The 23,060-nt window shown below is 66.5% G+C and carries 19 protein-coding genes; 10 read left to right on the forward strand and 9 right to left on the reverse strand.

Annotated elements, in window-relative coordinates; translation table 11 throughout:
• The first annotated feature begins 2 nt into the window (after positions 1–2).
• The gene (locus L1787_RS06295) at positions 3–1,847 is read left to right on the forward strand and encodes a hybrid sensor histidine kinase/response regulator (RefSeq protein ID WP_235707826.1); all 1,845 of its coding nucleotides are present in this window, start codon (positions 3–5) and stop codon (positions 1,845–1,847) included.
• A gap of 75 nt (positions 1,848–1,922) precedes the next feature.
• Here L1787_RS06295 and tpiA read toward each other — a convergent pair whose 3' ends face one another.
• Complete coding sequence (tpiA, locus tag L1787_RS06300) at positions 1,923–2,666, reverse strand: triose-phosphate isomerase (protein ID WP_235707827.1); 744 nt, start codon at positions 2,664–2,666, stop codon at positions 1,923–1,925.
• Between the two features lie 113 nt (positions 2,667–2,779).
• Between tpiA and L1787_RS06305 the strand changes: the two genes are divergently transcribed.
• From L1787_RS06305 to lexA, 5 genes are all read left to right on the forward strand, one after another.
• Positions 2,780–4,663, forward strand: coding sequence for a peptidylprolyl isomerase (locus L1787_RS06305; protein ID WP_235707828.1), 1,884 nt, complete (start codon positions 2,780–2,782; stop codon positions 4,661–4,663).
• 37 nt (positions 4,664–4,700) lie between these two features.
• Positions 4,701–5,723: an anthranilate phosphoribosyltransferase gene (gene trpD / locus L1787_RS06310; protein WP_235707829.1), complete on the forward strand. Its 1,023-nt coding sequence runs from the start codon at positions 4,701–4,703 to the stop codon at positions 5,721–5,723.
• Entirely contained in the window at positions 5,723–7,000 is a 1,278-nt protein-coding gene (trpC, locus tag L1787_RS25970) for an indole-3-glycerol phosphate synthase TrpC (RefSeq protein ID WP_369415061.1), read from the forward strand. Before trpD ends, trpC begins: the two co-directional genes overlap by 1 nt.
• Complete coding sequence (locus L1787_RS06325; RefSeq protein ID WP_235707830.1) at positions 6,997–8,166, forward strand: molybdopterin molybdotransferase MoeA; 1,170 nt, start codon at positions 6,997–6,999, stop codon at positions 8,164–8,166. The genes trpC and L1787_RS06325 overlap by 4 nt, the downstream gene beginning before the upstream one ends.
• 147 nt (positions 8,167–8,313) lie before the next feature.
• A complete protein-coding gene (gene lexA, locus L1787_RS06330; RefSeq protein ID WP_235707831.1) occupies positions 8,314–9,057 on the forward strand; it encodes a transcriptional repressor LexA in 744 nt (247 codons plus the stop codon).
• Between the two features lie 683 nt (positions 9,058–9,740).
• Here lexA and L1787_RS06335 read toward each other — a convergent pair.
• From L1787_RS06335 to parE, 4 genes are all read right to left on the reverse strand, one after another.
• A complete protein-coding gene (locus L1787_RS06335) occupies positions 9,741–10,439 on the reverse strand; it encodes a hypothetical protein (RefSeq protein WP_235707832.1) in 699 nt (232 codons plus the stop codon).
• Between the two features lie 679 nt (positions 10,440–11,118).
• Entirely contained in the window at positions 11,119–12,960 is a 1,842-nt protein-coding gene (locus tag L1787_RS06340; protein WP_235707833.1) for a tetratricopeptide repeat protein, read from the reverse strand.
• Positions 12,953–14,128: a radical SAM protein gene (locus tag L1787_RS06345; protein ID WP_235707834.1), complete on the reverse strand. Its 1,176-nt coding sequence runs from the start codon at positions 14,126–14,128 to the stop codon at positions 12,953–12,955. Before L1787_RS06345 ends, L1787_RS06340 begins: the two co-directional genes overlap by 8 nt.
• 260 nt (positions 14,129–14,388) lie before the next feature.
• The gene (parE, locus tag L1787_RS06350) at positions 14,389–16,455 is read right to left on the reverse strand and encodes a DNA topoisomerase IV subunit B (RefSeq protein WP_235707835.1); all 2,067 of its coding nucleotides are present in this window, start codon (positions 16,453–16,455) and stop codon (positions 14,389–14,391) included.
• Between the two features lie 112 nt (positions 16,456–16,567).
• On the opposite strand from parE, the gene L1787_RS06355 reads away from it, so the two are divergent.
• Complete coding sequence (locus L1787_RS06355) at positions 16,568–17,110, forward strand: thioredoxin family protein (RefSeq protein ID WP_235707836.1); 543 nt, start codon at positions 16,568–16,570, stop codon at positions 17,108–17,110.
• 568 nt (positions 17,111–17,678) lie between these two features.
• Here the strand turns inward: L1787_RS06355 and L1787_RS06360 are convergent.
• Positions 17,679–18,026, reverse strand: a complete 348-nt coding sequence (locus L1787_RS06360) for a DUF1428 domain-containing protein (RefSeq protein WP_235708031.1) — start codon at positions 18,024–18,026, stop codon at positions 17,679–17,681.
• A 39-nt stretch (positions 18,027–18,065) separates the two neighbouring features.
• Positions 18,066–18,497 carry a VOC family protein gene (locus L1787_RS06365; protein ID WP_235708032.1) on the reverse strand — a complete coding sequence of 144 codons (432 nt, stop codon included), beginning with the start codon at positions 18,495–18,497 and terminating at the stop codon, positions 18,066–18,068.
• 56 nt (positions 18,498–18,553) lie between these two features.
• Between L1787_RS06365 and L1787_RS06370 the strand changes: the two genes are divergently transcribed.
• The 3 genes from L1787_RS06370 to L1787_RS06380 all read left to right on the forward strand — a co-directional run bounded on the left by L1787_RS06370 (position 18,554) and on the right by L1787_RS06380 (position 21,860).
• Entirely contained in the window at positions 18,554–19,267 is a 714-nt protein-coding gene (locus tag L1787_RS06370) for a winged helix-turn-helix transcriptional regulator (protein WP_235707837.1), read from the forward strand.
• A gap of 76 nt (positions 19,268–19,343) precedes the next feature.
• Complete coding sequence (iaaH, locus tag L1787_RS06375) at positions 19,344–20,822, forward strand: indoleacetamide hydrolase (RefSeq protein ID WP_235707838.1); 1,479 nt, start codon at positions 19,344–19,346, stop codon at positions 20,820–20,822.
• A gap of 534 nt (positions 20,823–21,356) precedes the next feature.
• Positions 21,357–21,860, forward strand: a complete 504-nt coding sequence (locus L1787_RS06380) for a GrpB family protein (RefSeq protein WP_235707839.1) — start codon at positions 21,357–21,359, stop codon at positions 21,858–21,860.
• A gap of 42 nt (positions 21,861–21,902) precedes the next feature.
• Here L1787_RS06380 and xth read toward each other — a convergent pair whose 3' ends face one another.
• Together xth and L1787_RS06390 are read right to left on the reverse strand one after the other, a co-directional pair.
• On the reverse strand, positions 21,903–22,685 hold the full coding sequence (gene xth, locus L1787_RS06385; protein ID WP_235707840.1) for an exodeoxyribonuclease III: 783 nt from the start codon (positions 22,683–22,685) through the stop codon (positions 21,903–21,905).
• A 15-nt stretch (positions 22,686–22,700) separates the two neighbouring features.
• Positions 22,701–23,033, reverse strand: a complete 333-nt coding sequence (locus L1787_RS06390; RefSeq protein WP_235707841.1) for a HesB/IscA family protein — start codon at positions 23,031–23,033, stop codon at positions 22,701–22,703.
• Between the last annotated feature and the right edge of the window lie 27 nt (positions 23,034–23,060).

The raw sequence follows: 23,060 nt of genomic DNA on the forward strand, positions 1-23,060 counted from the left end.
CGATGGAGACTGACGAACAGGTTTGCCGTCTCCTCCTCGTCGAGGACAATCCGGCGGATGCGGCCCTCACCGAAGCGATTCTGGAAACGGCGAATTTCGTCCCGTTCGAGACCGAAACCGCACCGAGCCTCAATTCTGCCCTCCGCACCTTGCGCGAGGATGAGTTCGACGCGGTCATTCTCGATCTCAACCTGCCGGACAGCCGCGGCGTCGACACGCTGATCGCATTGCGCGAGGACTATCCGCAGGTCCCGGTCGTGGTGGTCTCCGGCGTCAATCCCGAAGGCCTCCGGGACGAGGTGCTGCGCCATGGTGCGCAGGAATATATCTGGAAGAACGAGCCGGACGCGAATTTCCTCGCCCGCTGCATCCTCTACGCCGTCGAGCGGTTCCGCGCCCAGGAGGCCCACCGCCAGGTCCGCCAGCTCATCGACGCCAATCCCGACGCGGTCATCGTCGTCGATATGCAGGGGACGGTCCGCTATCTGAACGACGCGGCGGGCGACCTCTTCGCCGCGACACGCGAGACGCTGGTGGGCGAGTGGCTCGGCTTCTCGATCGAGCGCGGGAAGACCTCCGAGATCGAAATCCTCGGCCACGAGCGGCCGATCACCGCCGAGATTCGCGTCGCCGACATCGCCTGGCAGGGCGAGCCGGCAATGCTCGCCTCGATCCGCGACGTGACGGAAAACCGCCTCCTCTCCGAACAGCTCCGCGAGGCGCAGAAGATGGAGGCCGTCGGAATGCTCGCCGGCGGGATCGCGCACGACTTCAACAATCTCCTCGTCGTGATCATGGGCAACACCGAGTTCCTGCTCGACATTTGCGAGGAGGGGGATCCGCGGCGCGAGATGATCGAGCGGATCGATTCGGCCGCCGAGCGCGCCCGGCACCTGACGCGCCAGCTCCTCGTCTTCTCCCGCCGCCAGCCGTCCCGCCCGATCGTGATCGACCCGAACGAGGCGGTGCTGCGCCTTTACAATATGCTGCGCCGGTCCTTTCCGAAGGACATCGAGTTCGTGTTCCTGCCGGCGGAAGATCCGGTCTGGCCGATCTGGGCCGATCCCAACGAGATCGACCAGCTCCTCATGAACCTCACACTCAACGCCAAGCACGCGATGCCGAACGGCGGGCGCGTCCAGGTCGACATTACGAACACGCGCCTGTCGGTCCCGCGAGGGCGGCTCCCGGCGGGCGAATATGTCCGCATGCGTGTCATCGACAACGGGACGGGGATCGCGGCGGAGCATTTGCCGCGGATTTTCGATCCGTTCTTCACGACCAAGCCGGTCGGGTCGGGCAGCGGGCTCGGCCTGTCGATCTGCCACTCGATCGTCATGCGCGCCGGCGGGGATATCTGGGCCGAAAGCGACCCCGGTTCCCGCACCACCTTCACCGTCTTGTTGCCACGCTGCGGCGACGAGCCGACGACGTCGATCTCGGTCAACGCATTCGCCCGGCGTCCGCGCGGGGACGAGACGATCCTCGTCGTGGAGGACGACGCGGCGGTCGCTTCGGCGATCACGCAGGCGCTGACCCTCAGCGGCTATCACGTGATCTATGCATCGACCGGGGAGCAGGCCCACCGGATCCTGTCGAGCGGGACGACCCATATCGATCTCGTCCTCAGCGACATCGTAATGCCGCAGATGACGGGCCATGAGCTCGCCGCCTGGCTCACCAAGGCGCAGCCCGAGATGCGCCTCCTTCTGATGACCGGATACACCGAGAATTTCGAGGCGCTCGAGGCGGAGACGAGCGCGACGCGCGGCTATCTCCTGAAGCCGTTCTTACCGACCCAACTGGTGCGCGCGGTGCGCGATCTCCTCGATCGGCCCCCCGCCTGATCTCAGCGTGGCTCGGCGCGCGGCGTTTCCACCGCGCGCGTCCCCGCCGGGACGTCGCGCGGGCCGGGCGTCGCGTCAGCTCTTTGCGGGGGCGGCGAGGGCGATGCCCAAAAAATCGTCCGCCTTGAGGCTCGCCCCACCCACGAGGGCGCCATCCACATTGTCGACCGCGAGGATTTCGGCCGCATTCCCCGGCTTCACCGAGCCGCCATAGAGGATGCGCACCGGCGCGTTCGCGAATCGGCCCTCGAGGATCGTGCGGATATGGGCGTGCATCTGCGCGATATCGTCGATCGAGGGGGTGCGACCGGTGCCGATCGCCCACACGGGTTCATATGCGATAACGAGTCGCGCCGGGTCGAGATTGGTGGGGACGGAATTTTCGATCTGCCGCTTCACGACCGCGAGTGCCTCGCCCTGATCGCGCTGGGCTTCCGTCTCGCCGACACAGACGATCGCCATCAACCCGCCGCGCTGGGCCGCGGTCGCCTTCTCGGCGACGAGGGCATCGGTCTCATTGTGGTCGGTCCGACGCTCCGAATGGCCGACGATCACGGCCGTCGCACCGCACGCGGCCAGCATCTCGGCGGAAATGTCGCCGGTGTGGGCGCCGCTCGGTTCGGGATGGCAATCCTGCCCGCCGACCTCGACTTTTGACACCGTCGCGCGGTCGGCGCATTTGGCGATCAGCACGAAAGGCGGGCAGACGACGAGGTCGATTCCCTTGGCCGTTGCCTCCGGGGCGCGGGCGATCATGCGCCCGAACTCTTCCATCGAAGAGGGATCACCATTCATTTTCCAGTTGCCAGCGATCAGCATCCCGTGCCCTCTCCTTGCGTGCCTTGCGGGCAGAGTGCCCGCTACTTATCATCCGGCGGCGTTCCGCCAAGCCGGTCCGCTCCCATATCAACCACGGCAAACCTTAGTCCAATATGCTCAACGCACTACGCCGCGGCGCCAAAGGGATCTTCGCGAAGATCCTCATCGCACTCCTGGTGATGTCCTTCGCGGTCTGGGGAATCTCCGGCTTCGTGAATCAGATCAACCCGAGCGAGGTGGCTCGGGCGGGTGATACGCCAGTCAGCGCGCAAGAGTATGCGCGCGTCTACCAACTTCAATCGAACCGCTTGTCACAGCAATTGGGACAGAGTTTGACGCCGCAACAGGCGCAGACGTTCGGATTGCCGCAGCAGGTTCTCCAGTCCCTTGTGACCGAGGCGCTTCAAGTCGACGCGGCCCACAAGCTCGGCATCGACCTCAGCGACGATGCGCTTGCCGCCCGAATCAGGGACAACCCGGCCTTCGCCGGCCCCAATGGCAGCTTCGACCGCAGCCGTTTCGACCGGCTGATGGCCGACAACGGCTACACCGAGGCGCAATTCATCGAGCAGCAGCGCGCCGCTGCGGCGCAGGAAATGTGGGTGAACGGCCTCATTGGCGGCGTCAGCGCTCCGACGCCTTATCTGCAGGCCTTCAACCGCTACGCCAATCAGTCGCGCACCGTCGAATGGTTCGCGCTCGACGAGAGCGTGCTCGACGTGATCGAGGATCCGTCCGAGGAGACGCTCCGCGCCTTCTACGACGAGAACGCGTCCGAGTTCCGCGCCCCCGAGCGGCGCACCTTCTCGATCGTGACGCTCACCCCGGCGGCGATCGCCGAGCCCGACGCCGTCAGCGACGAGGCCGTTCAGCGTGCCTATGACGTGCCGGGCGCCTACGGCGCGCCCGAGCGGCGCCGTGTGCAGCAGGTCGTCCTGTCCGACATGGAGATCGCCCAGAAGGCGGCCGACGCGCTGAATGAGGGCACGGCCTTTTCCGCGATCCTCAGCGAGCTCGACCGCAAGTTCGAGGATGTCGATCTCGGCCTCGTGCAGCGTTCCGCGCTGGTCGACCCGGCCGTCGCCGAGGCCGCCTTCGAGCTTCCCGCCAGAGGCGCGGCGGCGATCGAAGGCCGGTTCGGTCCGGTCCTCGTGCGCGTCAGCGAGATCGAGGAGGCCGACAAGCGCCCCTTCGACGAGGTGAAGGACGAAATCCGCCAGACCCTCGCCCTCGAGGAGGCAGCCGTCGAGGTGCGCACCATCTACGACAATGTCGAGGACGCGGTCGCCGGCGGGGCGAGCATCGCCGAGCTCGCCGAGCGCTTCGACCTGCCGAGCGAGACCTACGATCTCGTCACCCGCGCCGGCATCGATCGGGACGGCAATCAGGCCGAGATCCCGCAATCCGAGCAGGTCCTCGAAACCGCCTTCGGCTCCGAACCGGGTGACGACGCGATCCCGGTCCGTGGCGACGACGCCTATGTCTGGGTCCAGACCGATGCGACGGTGGAAGCGGCCGAGCAGCCCTTCGAGGACGTCTCCGGCGACGTTCTCGTCGCCTGGACCGCCGCGGAGAAGGCAAAGCGCCTCGACGCGATCGCCGAGGAGGCGGCCGCCGCCGTCAAAGGCGGCACGCCGATCGCCGACGTCGCAGCGCAATATGGCGTGACGCTCAACACGACGGAGCCCTTCTCGCAGGGCAACCCGCCGGCCGACCTGCCGCAACCCGCACCGGCAGCCGCCTTCGAGGGACCGCTCGGTCACGCCGATTCGGTGATCGCCGAGGACGGCCGGCACGTGGTGCTGAAGGTCGCCGAGGTGTCCGAGCCCGTGTTCTTCGAGGAGGCGGCGGACCTTCAACAGATGCGCAACACGCTGAACGACGGGACGGCCAACACCATCCTGCTCGACTTCGTGAACGGGTGGCAGGCGCGCGTCGGCGCGACCGTCAACCAGCCGGTCCTGAACCAGATCATCGGCGTCGCCGAGGGCTCGTGATGGCCTTGCTGAACAAAAACAGAAATCGGGGGAACCGATGAATGGCCTCAAAGCCCTGATCGCCAAGGCGGCGTCAGGCGAGACGCTGACCCGCCGCGAGGCGTCCGAAGCCTTCGACGTCCTGATGTCGGGGGAGGCGACGCCCGCCCAGATCGGCGGCCTGCTGATGGCGATGCGCGTCCGGGGCGAGACCGTCGACGAGATCACCGGCGCCGTCGAGGTGATGCGGGCCAAGATGACCCCGGTGACGGCCCCGGCCGGGGCGATCGACATCGTCGGCACCGGGGGCGACGCCTCCGGCACCTACAATGTGTCGACCTGCGCCGCCTTCATCGTTGCGGCCGCCGGCATCCCGGTCGCCAAGCACGGCAACCGCGCGCTATCGTCCAAATCGGGTGCGGCGGACGCGTTGATGGCGCTCGGCGTGCGGATCGACCTCACGCCGATCGGCATTGCCGCGTGCATCGAGAAGGCGGGGATCGGCTTCATGTTCGCCCCCGCCCATCACGCGGCGATGAAGCATGTCGGGCCGGCGCGGGTCGAGCTCGGCACGCGGACGGTGTTCAACCTCCTCGGCCCGCTTTCCAACCCGGCGCGCGTCACCCGCCAGCTCGTCGGCGTCTTTTCCGCCGAATGGGTCGCGCCGATCGCCGAGGTGCTCGCCCAGCTCGGCACCGAAAGGGCCTGGGTCGTCCATGGCGGCGACGGGCTCGACGAGATGACCACGACGACGATCACCCACGTCGCCGCGGTGGAGGACGGCATGGTCCGCATCTTCACCGTCGATCCCGAGGAACTCGGCCTCGCGATCGCCAAGCCCGAGGATCTTCGCGGCGCGGATGCCGATCACAACGCCGCCGCCCTGCGCGCCGTGCTCGGCGGTGAGAAGAACGCCTATCGCGACATCGCCTGCCTCAACGCGGCCGGCGCCCTCCTCGTCGCAGAGAAGGTCGAGACCCTCGAAGAGGGCGTCGCGCTCGCCCAGCGCCTTCTCGATGACGGTTCGGCCGCCGCCCGCCTGCAAGCCCTCGTCTCCGTCTCCCAAGCGGTGGCCCCCTGATGAACGCCGTGCCCGATACGCCCGACATTCTCGCCCGCATCGAAGCCTATAAGCGCGAGGAAATCCGCGCTGCCCGCCTTCTCGAGGACGGAAACAAGTGGCGCCACCGCGCCGAGGCCGGCCCGCCGCCGCGCGACTTCGTCGGCGCGCTGCGCAATGCCGTGCAGCGTGGTCGCCCCGGCCTCATCGCCGAGATCAAGAAAGCAAGCCCGTCAAAGGGGCTGATCCGCGCCGATTTCGATCCGCCGCAGCTCGCGAAGGCCTATGCCGACGGCGGCGCGACGTGCCTCTCGGTGCTGACCGACGCGCCGTCTTTTCAAGGCAGTCCCGACTATCTCGCCGCCGCCCGCTCCGCCGTCTCGCTGCCGGTCCTGCGCAAGGATTTCCTCTATGTGCGCGAGCAGGTGTGGCAGTCCCGCGTGTGGGGGGCGGACTGCATCCTCGTCATCATGACGGCGGTCGACGACGAAACGGCGCGCATCCTGGTCGACGAAGCGCGCGATCTCGGCATGGGCGCGCTCCTCGAAGTCCATGACGAGCGGGATCTCGAACGCGCGTTGCGCCTCGATTCGCCGCTGATCGGCATCAACAACCGCGATCTGCGCACCTTCCACACCGATATCGGCGTGACGGAGCGCCTCGCCGCCCAAGTGCCGGCCGACGCGATCCTGATTTCCGAATCCGGGATCGGCTCCAACGCCGAGGTCCGGCGCCTTCAGGCCGCCGGCGCGCACGCCTTCCTCGTCGGCGAGAGCCTGATGCGGCAAGAGGACGTCGCCGGAGCGACGCGCGCGCTGCTCGGCACCCCGCTTACCCATCTCGACGAGGCGGGGGCGGCGCATATGGTGAATGTCGGCGAAAAGGCCGAGACCGAGCGCTACGCGATCGCCGAAGGCGTCGTCTCGATGGAGGTCGCGACGCTCGCCGCGATCGAGGCGGGGAACATCAAGAAGGGCGATGTGATCGGGGCTGCACGGATCGCGGGCATCATGGCGGCCAAGCGGACGGCGGACATCATCCCGCTCTGCCATCCGATCCCGCTCGACGGGGTCATCGTGGATCTCGTCCCGGTCCCGACGCTGCCCGGCTACAAGATCACCGCCCGCACGTCGACACGCGGCCGCACCGGGGTAGAGATGGAGGCGTTGACCGCCGTCAGCGCGGCCTGCCTCACCCTCTACGATATGGCGAAGGCCGTCGATCGCGGTATGACGATCGGTCCGATCCGGCTGCTCGAAAAGGCCGGCGGCCGGTCGGGGACATGGCGGGCGTCATGATCAGCGTCGAAGAGGCGCGCGCGCGGCTCCTCGGTGCCGCGCCGAAGCTGGGCGCGGAGCGTGTGCCGCTCGCCGAGGCGTGCGGCCGCGTCGCCGCCGAGCCGATCCGCGCGCGCCGCACGCAGCCGCCGTTCGCCTCCTCGGCGATGGACGGATATGCCGTGCGTGCCGCTGAGATCGCGGCCGGCCCGGTGCGCGTCGTCGGCCAATCGGCGGCGGGGCGGCGCTTCGAGCGGCCGCTCGCGGCGGGCGAGGCGGTGCGCATCTTCACCGGCGCGCCGGTGCCGCCCGAAGCGGATTGCGTCCTCATCCAGGAGGACGCCGTCCGCGATGGCGACATGCTGTCGACGAAGGAGGCCGTCCGTGCCGGCGATCATATCCGCCGCGAAGGCCTCGATTTCAGCGACGGCGAGACCTTGTTCGAGGCCGGTACGCGGCTCGAGCCACGCCACCTCGCGCTCGCGGGTGCCGGCGGACACGCCGAGATCGCGGTGGCGCGCCGCCCCCGCGTCGCCTTCCTCGCGACCGGCGACGAGCTCGTGCCGCCCGGTGCACCGACCGGGCCCGACCAGATCGTCGCCTCGATCACGCCGACGCTCGCCGCGATGATCGCCGGCGTGGGCGGGGAGGGGATCGATCTCGGCATCGCCCCTGATATCCAAAGCGAGATCGCCCGGCGGGCGGGCGAGGCGCTGAAGACGGCCGATATTCTCGTGACGCTGGGTGGCGCGTCGGTCGGCGACCACGATCTCGTCAAGCCGGCCCTCGGCGATCTCGGCATCGCGATCGACTTCTGGCGCGTCGCGGTGCGGCCAGGAAAACCGCTGATGTTCGCGTCGGACCCGATGGTCCTCGGTCTTCCCGGCAATCCCGTCTCGGGTGTGGTGTGCTCGGTGCTCTTCCTGTTGCCGCTGATCGAGGCGATGCAAGGCCACAAATCCCCCGGTCCGCGCATCGAGACCGGGATCCTCGGCGCATCCGTTCGCGCCAACGGCCCGCGGCGCGACCATATGCGGGCGCGGCTCGAGGACGGGCGGATCATCCCGTTCGACGTGCAGGATTCGTCCATGCTGTCGATCTTGTCGCATGCGGACGCGCTATTGGTGCGCCCACCCGAGGCGCCGGCGGCAGAGGCTGGAGAGATCTGCCAGTATATCAGGCTATAACGCTCAAAGCGGAAACATGGACGTTCTCAAATACGCCGGGTTGTAGAACACACGACGAACGTGTATAAGGTTCGTGTGGATCGATCAGAAACGATTCGCTAACTGAGGACGCGGCGCAGCCGCCCTGCGCAGACCCGGACGTCACATATGCTGACCCAAAAGCAGTACGATCTCCTGATGTTCATCCAGCAAAGGATGAACGCGACGGGTGTGCCCCCCTCGTTCGAGGAAATGAAGGATGCACTGGACCTCAAGTCCAAGTCCGGCATCCACCGCCTCATCACCGCGCTCGAGGAGCGGGGCTTCATCCGCAGGCTTCCGAACCGCGCCCGTGCGCTCGAGGTGCTCCGTCTCCCCGATTCGATCGCGTCGCAACAGCAGCCCTTGCGCCAGCCGCGCGGCTTCTCCCCCTCGGTGATCGACGGTGCGGCGCCGGCCGCTCCACCGCGCGAGCCTTTGGCATCCAACTTCAAGCGCCCGCCGCTCCGCCCCGTCTCCGCCGCGCAGGACATCGTGGACGTGCCGATGATGGGCCGTATCGCCGCCGGTGTGCCGATCGAGGCGATCCAGCAAAAGTCCCACGCGATCCATCTCCCGGCCGACATGCTCGGCCCGGGCGAGCATTTCGCGCTCGAGGTCCGCGGCGATTCGATGATCGATGTCGGCATCCATGACGGCGACACCGTGGTGATCAAGCGCACCGACCGGGCCGAGACCGGCGAGATCGTCGTCGCCCTGATCGACGACGAGGAGGCGACGCTGAAGCGCTTGCGCAAACGCGGCAACACAATCGCCCTCGAAGCCGCCAATCCGCAATATGAGACGCGCATCTTCGGCGCCGACCGAGTCCGCATTCAAGGCCGCCTGACCGCGCTGCTCCGCCACTATTGAGAGCACCGAGCCTCCACCCGGTTTCGCCGAACCGGGGGGAGGCACGGCTCGATCTGCGCCGCCCGCCACACCCACCCTCGCGCCCCTCGGCGCCGACACGGCGTTCGCCAATCCGACCGCACGAGGGTTGACCACTCACCGCCCCGCCACGGACCGTGGCTCGGTGGCTCGGTGGCTCGGTGGCTCGGTGGCTCGGTGGCTCGGTGGCTCGGTGGCTCGGTGGCTCGGTGGCTCGGTGGCTCGGTGGCTCGGTGGCTCGGTGGCTCGGTGGCTCCGACTGAGCGCTTAGCGACCATTCACGGCGAGCCTCGTCGTGCTCGGCACCGATCTCCCTACGGCGCACCCGCGCGGCCTGCGGCGTTTGGGGGCGCGGCGATCATCGACGTCCGGAAACAAACCGCAGCCGCAACCCTGTGCGGCCTGGAGCGCCAGCTGGTGATCGTCGGGCAGGAAGGCATCCTCCATGCCGGTGATCCTGCGCGGTAGGCACGCCCAGGCCTCACGCCCCGAGGACGGTCACAATGCGATGATCGCCGCGATGGCGATCCTGTCCGCCCTCACCGTCGGCGGAGTCGACCGGGAGCCGCTGACGATCGGCCCCATTTTACCGCGAGCGCGGCCCGCACCGCGCGGCGGATCGGGCCAGCGATGCCCCGCGAACACGGGCGCCCTGCGACGGGGCGTCAACGTCCCTCAGCTGCGTCGTGACCGGGGGCTGTGCCGGGGCGGGCACCATGCCGGATCATCGCGACCATCAGCGTGCCGAGAAGGACACCGTTCAGCGTGTGCCAGAGGATGTGCGTGCCGATCGGCAGGTTCGGGCAGACCGCCATGTCGATGGTGCGGAAGAAGAGCGATGCGGCGAAGATCGCGCTCGCGAGGAGGAGCGACCAGCCGGCTCCCGCATTGCCCCAGCGGACCAGTCCGACGCCGACCGCGACGAGGGCGAGAAGCGGCGGAACATAGCCTTCCGACCCGTTGAGCGCGCCGGCGAAGAGGCGCTCCATCACCGCCTCGCCCCCGAACGAGACGGCGAGGAAGGCGGCGGTCGCGACGATCGCCGCCCACCAGGGAAGCAGCACGAAACGGCGCATCGCGAGCGTGAAATAGACGACGATGAAGATCTGGATCGGGATCACGTCGGCCATGACGGCCCACACCGTCGCGAAGGTGTGAAAGAGGAAGGATCCGATCCCGACGAGGACCGTGATGGTGATCAGGAGTAAAATGCCGCCATCGAGCCGTCCCTCGCGTCGTCCGACGACGAAGGCGACGATCGCGGCGATGATGAAGGCGGCATTGGTCACCGCGTTCCACGGCTCGGACCAGAAGCTGGCGTCCAGCCGTTCGCAATAGATGTCGATCGAGCGCGTCCAATCCATGCGCCATGATCACCGCCGGAAGCCTCCCGCAAAAGGCGGCAGATCGCCCCAACCCCTCCGCCGCGCCGGCCGGTATTGCCCGCCGACGCGCGATGCACACCGGTCGGCCGCGCGGGGAGGTGTGCCGGAGGACAGGAAAATGCGTTGGGGGCCGAACGACGGCGGCGAGCCCCGCGCATGGTTCGACGGTGACGGCGGCTTCACATTCGGTGTCCGATGTCGGCCGGCAATGGCCTCAGCGGTGCACGGATGGGCGGATCCGCTCCGTGCTCCGCGGCATCCGAATTCTCGCCGAAACCGGCCGTCTTCGTCTGGTCCGTTCGGGGGCGGCTACCGGCCGAGATGGGGTGAGCGCGGCCTTCTGAGGAGCGCGTATGAAGGACCAGGATCGCGTCGCCGCAGTCACGCGCCCGCCGATGACGAAACGCCGTTCCGCGCGGAAACGTAGATCGCGATGAGGTGGCGAACGGCTCGTGGGTACAGGCGCTTAGGCCGGTCGTCCGCCACTTCGCCTATGTGAGCTCAGTGCGCGCTGCTGTGCCGGGGCGCCGCGAGCGGATGAAATGTGAGCGATGTGCCGAGTCGAGCCATGCCGGCTCGAACGAACGGAACCCCCCAACGAAAACACCCGCGCGGCCGGGGGCCGCGCGGGTGCAGAATGTTTCGCGAATGGAGGGGCTCAGCCGCGGAGCGTGTCCTCGAGGAACTCGTCGACCACGCGCTCATACTGGCCGGTCCGCTCCAGATAGCCGGCGGAGGCGTGATGGTCGTGCGGCCACGCGGTGTGGAAGACGTTCGGCAGATAGTTCGACCGCTCGGCGCTCGCGACGTCGGCGACGCTGCCCTCGCCATAGTGGTTGTGCACCACGAACTCGGGGCGCTGCTCGATGAGGGGGCCGAGATCGAGGTCCGGATTCGGGATCATCGAGCGCAGGTAGCTGAGATGGGCCCGGCCGCGATCGTCGGGGAGATCCTCGAGCCGCGGGATCCGCGTGCCGCCGGAGAAGGACAGCGCACCGAGCGCGCCGGTTTCGAGCCCGTAAAGGATCGCGGTGTAGCCGGCGAGCGATTCGCCGACCGCGAGATGGCGGCGATAACCGCGCGCCGCGATCGTCTCGTGAAGGGCCGAGTTGAACCGGTCGCGCGCCGGGAAGAACGGGTCGATGCCGGCAAGGGCGGACAGTCGCCGCGGATCGTCGACGGTGACGACCGACACGCCGCGCTGGCGCCAGATGTCGATGATCGTCCGCCGCCGCCGGTCGGAGCGCAGAAAGCCGACGAACGGCCACACGACGCACACGTCACCCGGCGCCTTGAAGAGACGCACCCAGCCGTCGAAAAACACCTCGTCGGCCGGAAGCGCCTCGGTGGCGCCGATCCGCTGGGCCCGCTCGGGCGGCACGAGGCGCGCGAGGACGGCCTTTTGCTGGGCCGTAAGCTCCGTGGTGTTCTGGCCGAGCGCCTCGATATAGGGATCGGCGCGGGCCTGCGAGCCGGTCTTCAGCGCGGCGATCGCCGCTTCGAGGCGAGCCTCGCGGCGGAACGCCTCGTCTCGGGTCGCTGCGATCACGGCGTCGAACTCGGAGAGGGCCTCTTCGAGATCGCCGACATTGGCGAGATTGGTGGCGATCCCGAAGCGCAGACGCTGATCGTCGGGATTCTTGGCGAGCGCCTCGCGCATCGCGATGATGCCGGCGCGGGGATTGCCTTCCGCGTTGTTCAGTTCGGCGCGCAGCGCGATGAGGTGCGGCTTCAGTTCGGCCCCGTCCTCGGCGAGCTTTTCGAGGTGCTTGGCGAGAAGGCCGCGATTGGCGGCGGCGAACTGCGAGTTCATCTGCACGAAGAATGCGCGCAATTGGACCGCGGACGGATCGCGGTTGATGATCGCCTCGAAGAAGCGGCCGAGCCTGACGTCTTCCGCGTTGAGGAGAAGCTCGCGCAGATCGGTTCGGATGCGCTGCTGCACGATTTCCGGGATCGGAACCGTGAGCGCCTCGGCATCCGCCGCGAGGGTGGCGTCGTCGGCGTCGACATGAACGTGCGCCAGGAGGCGCGCCACCTTGGCGCCTTCGAGATCGACCGCATCGCCGGCCTCGCCGCGCGTGATCGCCTCGTCGAGGTCGGCGATGGCCGCCTCCCATGCCTTTTCGCTCATCGCGATTTCGGCACGGCGCACCAGGGCGCGGGCGCGGAAGGAGGACGATTCGTTGGCGATCACCTCGTCGAGGATCACCTTCGCCTTCTTCGGATCGGACTCGGCGCGCGCCGCCATGAAGGCGATGGAATCGTTGTCCGGAAACGCCGTGCGGGCCGCCTCGAGCGCCTTCAGCGAGTCGGCCGGCCGATCGAGCCGACGCAGCGACAGGATATAATATCGATACGCGTTCGGATCCTGAACCGGGTCCGCTTCCATCTTCGCGACCAGGTCGGCGAAGCGCTTCTCGCGCCACATCGCTTGGATCTCGAGACGCGCCTCCCGCGCGGCGTCGTTGGTCTTTTCGGCGTCCGCCGTATCAGGCATGGACGTGCTCGAGTCGGCTTGCATACGCACCGGCCATTTCTGCATCTTGATGATCGTAAATAAAGATCCGCGCCAGGGTGTTCATGGCGTCGATCCAGTCTTTCAGGCCCTCGACCGTCTGAACGAGGTCGGCCGGCGGCGCGAGAAGCGAAGACCAGCCCGCGCCGTAAATGCGGCACTCGCTGCAATCCACGTCGGGCGTGCAGCACTTGACGTTCTGCTTCTTCAGATCGGGGCTGTAATAGCCGGAGAAGCCGGTTTCCGTGCCCTTGAGCCGGTTGCGGCAGCCTTCGGCGAGCCCGGTTTCCGGGTCGAGCTCGAACATGCGCCGTCCGCTGGTCGACAGGCGGTTATAGGCCTCGCAATAAATCACCGTGTCGGGGAAATCGTTGAGGAGCTCGGACGCCGTGTCCCGGATGTTCATGAGATCGTCGGTGCTCATGAGCATGTTGCTCTCCGAATCGCTGATCCGGAAGAATTTCTTATCGTTCGGCATGAACTGCCGAAGCTTGTCGAGATACGTCGTCGTCGGCGAGAAAATGTTGAACGTGATCGGCAGGCCCGCGTCGGCGCACATCTCGGTGATCTGCCGCGCATGCTTCACATTGTAGGGGTTGAATGTGAAGAGGGCGAGCGCGCGCGGATCCCCTGCATAATTCTTGATAGCCTTGCGGAAGACTGCACCGCCACGCAACTTTTTGTCCGTTGCCTCGTCGCCCCAGATCGAAATCTGGATACGAAAAGGAACTTCCTCGGGAATTTTCTTAGTCCCATTTGTGCCAACATTCCCGTGCGGGATGTATTTCGCCCCCGCGACGAGCCGCTTGGGCTCCATCGACGGTTCGGCGCCGAGGAAGTAACCCATGGTCACACCTCGGTCTCGTTCGGCACGGAAGAAGTCTTCCCAACGCGAGACGTCGGATTCTTCAGGCAGGTCGCGGGGTTTGTCACCCTCAAAATAATAGCAGCCTTCGCAAAATAGGTTACAGCGCTGCGTCACTTCGTAAAAAGCGCTGTTGGCGAAGGTTCGGGGCACCGCTTTCGCTTTTTCGAAGGCGGGCTTCAGCTCCGGGTTTTCTTTAAGATGGCGAATGACCGACCCCATCGCCGCGCGATAGTCGTATTCAGCCGGGAAAACGAACGGTTTAGCGTCAGGCGAATTGGCCATGGGTTACATTCAGCCTTTTGCAAATTCTCACAATGCGCGTTTAGCAAGCAGTTTCACATGTCTCAAGGTGGTCGTCAAAATCGAGCCCCGAAAGTTCCGAATTTGAGGCACGCCTGAGGCGGCGACGCTGCACCATATCGATGGCTATGTATTGATATAAGTCTAATTTCGCCTGATCTGGGCCCACGAATAGGCCGCAATTCGGGCGTGCTGAAGCGTACGGTTATTTGACTTGTCGCAAAAAAGCGTCAGGGGCGCGGTTAAATGTCCAGCGCCTCTGCGGATGCGAAAGCAGCATTCTCTTGAATGAATGCAAATCGGGCCTCGGGCTTGTTGCCCATGAGGCGGTCGACCGTCGTGCGCGTGAGGTCGGGCTCCGACACGATCGTGACGCGCAGGAGCGTACGCGTCGCCGGATCCATGGTCGTTTCCTTGAGCTGCGCCGGCATCATTTCGCCGAGGCCCTTGAAGCGGCCGATATCGAGCTTCTTCTCGCGATTGAACTCCGCCTCGATGATGGCCTCGCGGTGCTTATCGTCGCGAGCATAGAGCGTCTTGGTGCCCTGGGTGATGCGATAGAGGGGCGGCACCGCGAGATAGAGGTGTCCCGATTCGATGAGGCCCGGCATCTCGCGAAAGAAGAACGTGATGAGGAGGGAGGCGATGTGCGCCCCGTCGACATCGGCGTCCGTCATGATGATGACGCGCTCATAGCGGAGCTTCTGAAGGTCGAAATCCTTCCGCAGGCCGCAGCCGAGCGCGAGGACGAGGTCGGCGAGCTGCTGGTTCGCCATCACCTTGTCGCGGCCGGCATTGGCGACGTTGAGGATCTTGCCGCGCAAGGGCAGGACCGCCTGGGTCGCTCTGGCGCGGGCCTGCTTGGCCGAGCCGCCGGCCGAATCGCCCTCCACGATGAAGATTTCGGTCCCGTTCGCCTGCGACTGGGTGCAGTCGGCGAGTTTGCCGGGCAGACGCGTCTTGCGGGTCGCGGAGCGACGGGCGACGTCCTTTTCGGCGCGTCGGCGGAGGCGCTCGTCGGTCTTCTCGATGACGGCGTCGAGCACGAGGCTCGCGCGGGACGGATCCTTGGCGAGCCATTCCTCGAAGGCCTCGCGCACGGCGTTCTCGACCTGGCGCGTCGCCTCGGTGGAGGACAGCTTGTCTTTGGTCTGGCCGACGAACTCCGGCTCGCGCACGAAGACGGAGAGGACGGCGGCGGTCGTCGCCATCACGTCGTCGCCGGTGACCTGCGCGATCTTCTTGTTGCCGATCCGCTCGCCGTGGGTCTTGATCGATTTCAGGAGGGCGGCGCGAAGGCCCTGTTCGTGGGTGCCGCCTTCCGGGGTCGGAATGGTGTTGCAATAGGAGCGGGTGAATTCGTCGACCGGGACGAACCCGATCGCCCATTCGACCGCGCCGCGGCGGCCCGCCTCGCCGGCGCGTCCGGCAAAGAGGGCGTCGCTCACCTTGGGCCGGCCCTTCAGCTCGTCGGCGAGGAAGTCGGCGAGGCCGCCGGGAAAGCGGAAGGTGGCTTCGGCCGGCGGCGCGCTTTCGCCGGAGAGGAGTTCCGGGTCACAGCGCCAGCGCAGCTCCACATTGGCGAAGAGGTAGGCCTTGGCCCGCGTCTGGGCGAAGAGACGCTTGGGGTCGAACCGCAGCTCCTTGAAGATCTGCGGATCGGGGCGGAAGCTCACCGTCGTTCCGCGCCGGTTGGGCGCGGCCCCGACCTCTTCGAGCGGGCCGTCCGGCACGCCGCGCGAAAAGGTCTGCCGGTAGAGTTTTCGCCCGCGGGCGACCTCGACCACGAGCTCCTCGGACAAGGCGTTCACGACCGAGACGCCGACGCCGTGAAGGCCGCCGGAGGCCTCATAGGCCTTGGAATCGAATTTGCCGCCGGCGTGCAGCGTCGTCATGATGACTTCGAGGGCCGACTTATCGGGAAAGCGCGGATGCGGCTCGACCGGGATGCCGCGCCCGTTGTCGCTCACCGAGATGCGGCCGTCCTCGACGCGGATTTCGATGAAGGAGGCGTGACCGGCGACCGCTTCGTCCATCGAGTTGTCGAGAACTTCGGCGAACAAATGGTGCAGGGCGCGCTGGTCCGTCCCGCCAATATACATGCCGGGGCGGCGGCGGACGGGTTCGAGCCCTTCGAGAACCTCGATATCGGCGGCGGTGTAGCCGGCGTCGGCGCCATCACCCGCCGTCTTCGGTGCGATCGCGGCGCGCGCGTTGGCGCGCGCCTCCTTCGACGCACTGCGGGCAGGGCGCGGTTCGCTCTTGCGGCCCGGCTCATGACGTTCGCTGAAGAGGTCCTTGTCTGCCATTCTCGCTCTCGCACTGATCGACGCTAAGTAGCCCGTCGGCGCCCGAAATGCGACGGTCTCCGGGCGCTTGACCCCAGATTAAGGGCCGTTCGGCCCCTGGAAGGAGCTTCTCATGCCGGCCATCGAAACCGCGCTGGGCGCCGTTGCGCCCGACTTCACCCTTCCTGCCACCGATGGACGCACCGTGTCGCGTGACGATGTCATGGGGGAAGGCGGCCTCGTCGTCGCCTTCATCTGCAATCATTGCCCCTATGTGATCGCGGCGGCGCGGCGCATGGTGGACGATGCGGCCCTGCTGGCGCGCGAGGGCGTCGGCTTCGTCGCGATCTGTTCCAACGATGCGGAACGTTATCCTCAGGATTCCTTCGATCGGATGAAGGCGTTCGCCGAGGATCACGCCTTCGCCTTTCCCTATTTGCACGATGAGAGCCAAGCGGTCGCGCAGGCCTATCACGCGGCGGTCACCCCGGACTTTTTCGGTCTCGATCGGGAAGGGCGGATCCGCTATCGCGGCCGCCTCGATGAGGGGGAGACGCGGCCGCCGCGGGCGGATGCGCCGCGCGAACTCGTCGAGGCGATGCGGATGATCGCCGCGAGCGGGACGGGGCCCGAGAGGCAACACCCGCCGCGCGGATGCGGCATCAAGTGGAAGTGATTTAATTCCTTGGCGGGGCGCTTCAATAGAAAACCGATCGACGGGGGGCATGTCCGTCGATCGGTATGAGTGGAGCTTGCGATCCGCCGTCCAGGAGCGGGGTCGCCGTTGATCGAGTGGCAAATTCGAGCTTCACCCGACCGGATTGCGCAGATCCGGGCCTTCTCGTGCCTTCGCCTCGATCGTCGCCTCGGCGCATCGGTGCATCGTCCTTTCGGATCGATCGTCGATGCGCCGGGCGCCTCGCATTGCCGGCTCCAAGCGCGGCGGCGAGGGCGTCACCTCATCGGGCCGAATGGCCTATCGGCCGATGCGGCGCGCGGTAGCCCGTGCCTTAGGCCTTGGGCTTCTGGTTGCCCTGCGGCGCGGGTTTCTTCGGCGGATTGGTTTTCTGAGGTTTGCCAGCCATTGGCGTTGTCCTTAGGGCGGAAGTTGTTCCGCGGACTTCACGGCGGGGATCGCCGTGGATTAGGAAAATTGTACGCCCTGGCGGGTTCGGCAAGTGGAAAAAGTGGCTGTTACCGAATGTGATCGGGCGGCCCGGCGCGCCGCCCGATCGGTGTCGGCCTCAAAGTTCGACGATCGTCTCGAAGCCGCCGAACATCATGCGCATTCCATCGAAGGGCATCGGCTCGTCGTGGGACTGCATGTCCTCCATCGTGGCCTTCATCCCGGCATCGCGCGTCGCTTTATCGGGCCAGGTGATCCACGAAAAGACGACCGTCTCGTCCTCGGTTTTCTTCACGGCCATCGGGAAGGACGTCACCTTGCCGTCCGGCACGTCGTCGCCCCAGCACTCGACGAAGCTGAGTGCGCCATTTTTCTTGAAGCTCTCGCCGGCTTGGCGGGCGAGCTTGATATAGGCCTCACGGTTTGCCGTCGGCACGGCGAGGAGGAACCCGTCCACATAGGTCATGTCGATCTCCATCAGGTGTTGTCGTTCTGGTCGCGCCGATCAGGCGGTCTGCGCCTGGCCGCTCGCCTCCAGGAAGGCGGCAAGGTCCATCCATACGACCTCCCAGATATGGCCGTCCGGATCCTCGAAGCTGCGGCCGTACATGACGCCATAGTCCTGCTGCGGACCGGGATCGGCGGCACCGCCGGCCGCGGTCGCCTTCGCCACCATGTCGTCGACCCCCTCGCGGCTTTCGGCGGAGATGGCGAGGAGCACCTCGGTCGAGGCTTTCGCGTCGGCGATGGGGCGCGGCGTGAACGAGGCGAACTTCTCGTGCGTGAGCAGCATCACGTGGATCACGTCCGTGAGCACCATGCCCGAGGCCGTCTCATCGGAAAATCGCGGATCTTTCCGGAAACCGATTGATTCGTAGAACGCGGTCGCCTTTGTAAGATCCTGAACTGGCAGGTTAACAAAAATCATCTGTGGCATCGGGTTCCTCCCATCCGTTATGTGCTTCTTGGAGTGGTTGGTCACAAAAAGCAATAATGAAGTTAGATAAAGTAACCAAACAGGCGGGGCCGGAGCCCAAGCGCCATTATCGCGATGCGTGTGCGGCCGCTCACGCGCTCGATCTCGTCGGCGAGCGCTGGTCGCTTCTCGTCATGCGGGAAATGATGACCGGGCCGAAACGGTTCAGCGACATCAAGGCCGCGCTGCCGGGCGTCAGCGCCAATATTCTGAGCCAGCGGCTCCAGCACCTTGAAGGCATCGGCGTCGTCGAGCGTGGGGCTTTGCCGCCGCCGGCCGCGTCGAAGGTCTACGGGCTCACTCCGTGGGGGTATCAAGCCGAGCCGATCTTGCGGGAAATGGGGCGTTGGGCGGCCCGTTCGCCGCTCCACGATCCGACATTGCCCTTCTCCAGCGCCTCCCTTCTCCTGTCGCTGAGGACGATGTTCGACGCGGCACGGGCGGAGGCGGCGGGCATCGACGCCCGGATCGGCTTTCAAGCCGGGCACGAGCGCTTTCTCGGCCACCTCTCCCCGCGCGGGATCGAGATCGGGCCCGGCGACCTGTCTCAGGCCGAGGCGGTGATCGAGGGGGAGGCGGAGGCGATCGCCGCTGCCATCTATGCCGGAATGCCGCTCGCGACGTTGGAGACGGCAAAGCGCATCGTCGTCACCGGCGACCGGGATATTTTGGCTGCCGCTTTGCGGCTCTTCCCCTTGCCCGAAAAGGCCGTGATCGCCGATCGCTCATGAGGGGTTCATGCGATTTCTGTCTTCCCATGCGTTGTGATCCATATGGATGCTCACACGTGACGAGGGAGGTCGGACCATGAGGTCTCACGCAACGAGGATCGGAGGGGCGATGATCGCGGCGGCGCTGCTCGTGCCGATCGCAGGGCAGGCGCGTGCCGACGACGACGTCACAAAGATGACGGCGAGCGAGATCGTGGGCGCGATCACCGAAGGGAAGATGACGGCGCAGGAGGTGGCCGAGGCCTCGCTCGCGGTGGCACAGGAGAAATCCGGCCTCAACGCCTTCATCACCCTCGACCGCTCCCGCGCCCTCGCGGAGGCGCGCAATGTGGATCAGCGCATCGCCGCGAGCGGCGCATCCGGTCCGCTCGCGGGCGTGCCGATCGTCGTGAAGGACAACATTCTGGTGTCCGGTCTGCGCGCGACCGCGGGAACACCGGGCCTCGACAGTTTCGTGCCGACCCGCACGGCGCCCGTCGCCCAGAGGCTCCTCGACAATGGCGCCGTACTGATCGGCAAGACCAACATGCACGAGCTCGCCTTCGGCATCACCTCCAACAACGCCGCCTACGGCGCCGTCGGCAACGCCGTGGCGCCCGACCGCTTCGCCGGCGGCTCCTCCGGTGGGACGGCGACGGCGATCGCGGCCGGCATGGCGGCGGCGGGCCTCGGCACGGACACCGGCGGCTCGGTGCGGATCCCGGCCGCGCTCAACGGCCTCGTCGGATTGCGGCCGACCACGGGGCGCTATCCGTCGGAAGGGATCGTGCCGATCTCCTCGACGCGGGACACGGCCGGACCGATGGCGCGCACCGTCGCGGACGTCGCCCTTCTCGATGCGGTGATCACGCAAGGTGACGTCAACCTCGACGGGGTCGACCTCGCGACGGTCCGTCTCGGCGTGCCGGAGGAGTTGGTCGCGAACCTCTCGCCGGGCGTCAAAGCCTCCTTCGACGACGCCCTCGCAACGCTCGAGGAAGCGGGCGTGACGCTCGTTCCTGTGAAGATGGACGACATCATGCGGATGAGCGGGGAGGCCGGTTTTCCGATCGCGCTCTACGAGGTGAAGCGGGACCTGACCGCCTTCCTCGCCGATCGCGCCCCCGACCGGACGCTCGACGGCCTCGTCGCCGCCATTGCGAGCCCCGACGTCAAGGGTGTGTTCGACAATGCGGTGATGGGGGAAAACGGCGTTCCGGATGAGGTTTACCGGAAGGCCGTCGATACGCTGCGTCCGGCGATGCAGGAGGCCTATCGCACCCTTTTCGCCGAGAACACGCTCGATGCGATCGTCTTCCCGACGACGCCGCTCGAAGCGCAGCCGATCGAGGGATCGGACGAGACGGTGACGCTGAACGGGGAGGCGGTGCCGACCTTCGAGGCGTTCATCCGCAACACCGATCCGGGCAGCATTCTCGGCGTTCCGGGCGTCACCCTTCCGATCGCGACGACGGAGGAGGGGCTTCCGGTCGGGCTGGAGCTCGACGGCGCGGCGGATGGCGACAGGCGGCTCCTCGCGATCGCGCTCGCGGTGGAGGGTGTGGTCGGGGAATGACGGTGATTCGCACCGCATCACATTGTCGTGATCGTGATCACGATATCGTGGCTGGTGTGGAGATGTGAGCCTCTGGGGCACGAGACTTGCATTCAGCGAGAATCATGTCACCATCGGAGTGTGTCCAACACAGCGAAAGGAGGTGATCCAATGTCGAGTGGATTTTCTGAGCGGGCGTCGGCGTCTGGATCAGGGAGTGGACTGTGGAGCAACCTCTGGGGCTTCGCTGACTGATCGGGCATTTGCCGGGCGACCCACGTCCGCCAAATTTCCACGGAGGGCCGCGAAAGCGGCCCTTTTCGTTTTAGGACCGGGCCGCGAAAGCGGCCCTTTTCGTTGTTGGGGCTGGGCCGCGCAAGCGGCCCTTTCGTTTTTTGGGGTCGGCCGCGAAAGCGACTCGTTTCGTTGTTGAGCCCAGCCGCGAAAGCGGCCTCTCCCTCATCATGGATGGCGAGGATCGCCCCCGCCTTGGGCAGCGCCACGACCCGCATGTCCTGATTTGATCACGCCGCCAGCCTTCGCGATAGTGCGCCGATGCAATCCGAGCCGCCGTTCATGCTCGTCGATCCCGAGCTTGCACGACGCAAGGCGGAGCGGCTCTTTACCGTGGTCCGCGCTGCCATCGTCGCGCGATTGCCGGAGGCCGACATTCGCCATGTCGGCGCGACAGCGGTGCCCGGCTGCCTCACAAAAGGCGATCTCGATATCGTGGTGCGGGTGGAGGCGGCCGATTTCCCGGCGGCCGACCATGCGCTCGGCGCGCATTTCGCCCGCAATGACGGCTCCGTGCGGACGGACGCCTTTGCCGCCTTCGCCGACGATCGGAGCGATCCGCCGCTCGGCGTGCAGCTCGTCGCGATCGGCGGGCCGCTCGACGTGTTTCACCATTTCGTCGAGGCGCTCCGTGCCTCACCCGGCCTCGTCGCCGAGTATAACGCGCTGAAATCTCGCTTCGCCGGTGCCGATATGGAGGTCTATCGACGCGCCAAGAGCGCCTTCATCGAAGAGGTGCTCGCGCGCCGCATTCCGCCGTCGTGACGTGGACGCTCTCCCGGCGGGCGGGGCCGGCGGGAGAGGCGGTTAGACCTCGAGCGTCACCACGACGGGGACATGGTCGGACGGCTTCGACCATCCGCGCGTATGCTTGTGGACGTCGACCGTCACGAGGCGGTCGGCCGCGACGGGGGAGAGCATGACGTGGTCGATGCGGATGCCGTTATTCTTCTGCCACGCGCCGGCCTGATAATCCCAGAAGGTATAGATCCCGTCGGCGCTGCTGACGGCGCGTTGCGCGTCGACATAGCCGAGATTGACGAGGGCGCGGTGGAGGCTGCGGCTTTCCGGCTGGAACAGTGCGTCGTCGACCCAGCGGTCCGGGTGGCGCGCGTCGATCGGCTCGGGGATGACGTTGTAGTCCCCGGCGAGGATGATCGGCTCGTCGGTCGCGAGGAGCTCTTCGGCGCGGGTGAGCATCCGCTCCATCCAGCCGAGCTTGTAGGGAAATTTGGGGCTGTCGACCGGGTTGCCGTTGGGCAGATAGAGGCTCACCACCCGCACCACGCCCGAATCGGTCGACACGGTCGCCTCGATCCAGCGGGCGTGATCGTCCTCCTCGTCGCCGGGAAGGCGGCAGGTGATATCCTCGAGCGGGCGCTTCGATAGAAGCGCCACGCCGTTAAAACCCTTCTGCCCGTGCGTCGCGACATTGTAGCCGAGCCGCTCCACGCTTTCGGCGGGAAAGGTCTCGTCCTGCGATTTGATCTCTTGCAGGCAGGCGATGTCCGGCGTCGCCTCTTCGAGCCAGCGCGTCAGGCTGTCCTGACGCGCTTTGACGCCGTTGATGTTCCAAGTCGCGATCTTCAAGATGGCCCCGAGGGGTTAGAGGAGCGAGAAGGACGTGCCGCAGCCGCAGCTCGACTGCGCGTTCGGGTTGTTGATCTGGAAGGATTGGCCCATCAGATCGTCCACGAAATCGAGCTGGGCGCCGGCGAGAAAAGGCAGCGACACCGGGTCGACCACCACGGTCGCGGTTTCGCCCTCGATGATGAGGTCGTCTCCCTCCGGCCCCTCGACGAGGTCGTAGCGATATTGGAAGCCGGAGCAGCCGCCGCCTTCGACCGAGACGCGCAGCGCGCCCGCCTGCTCACCGGAAAGAATTTTGGCGACGCGGGTCAGTGCCCGGGGTGTCACCTGGAAGGATGCGTCGGTCATAGCGCCTCCTGAAAAGGATCCTGTTAC

It is taken from the genome of Acuticoccus kalidii (assembly GCF_021556395.1).
In the GTDB taxonomy this organism is placed as follows: domain Bacteria; phylum Pseudomonadota; class Alphaproteobacteria; order Rhizobiales; family Amorphaceae; genus Acuticoccus; species Acuticoccus kalidii.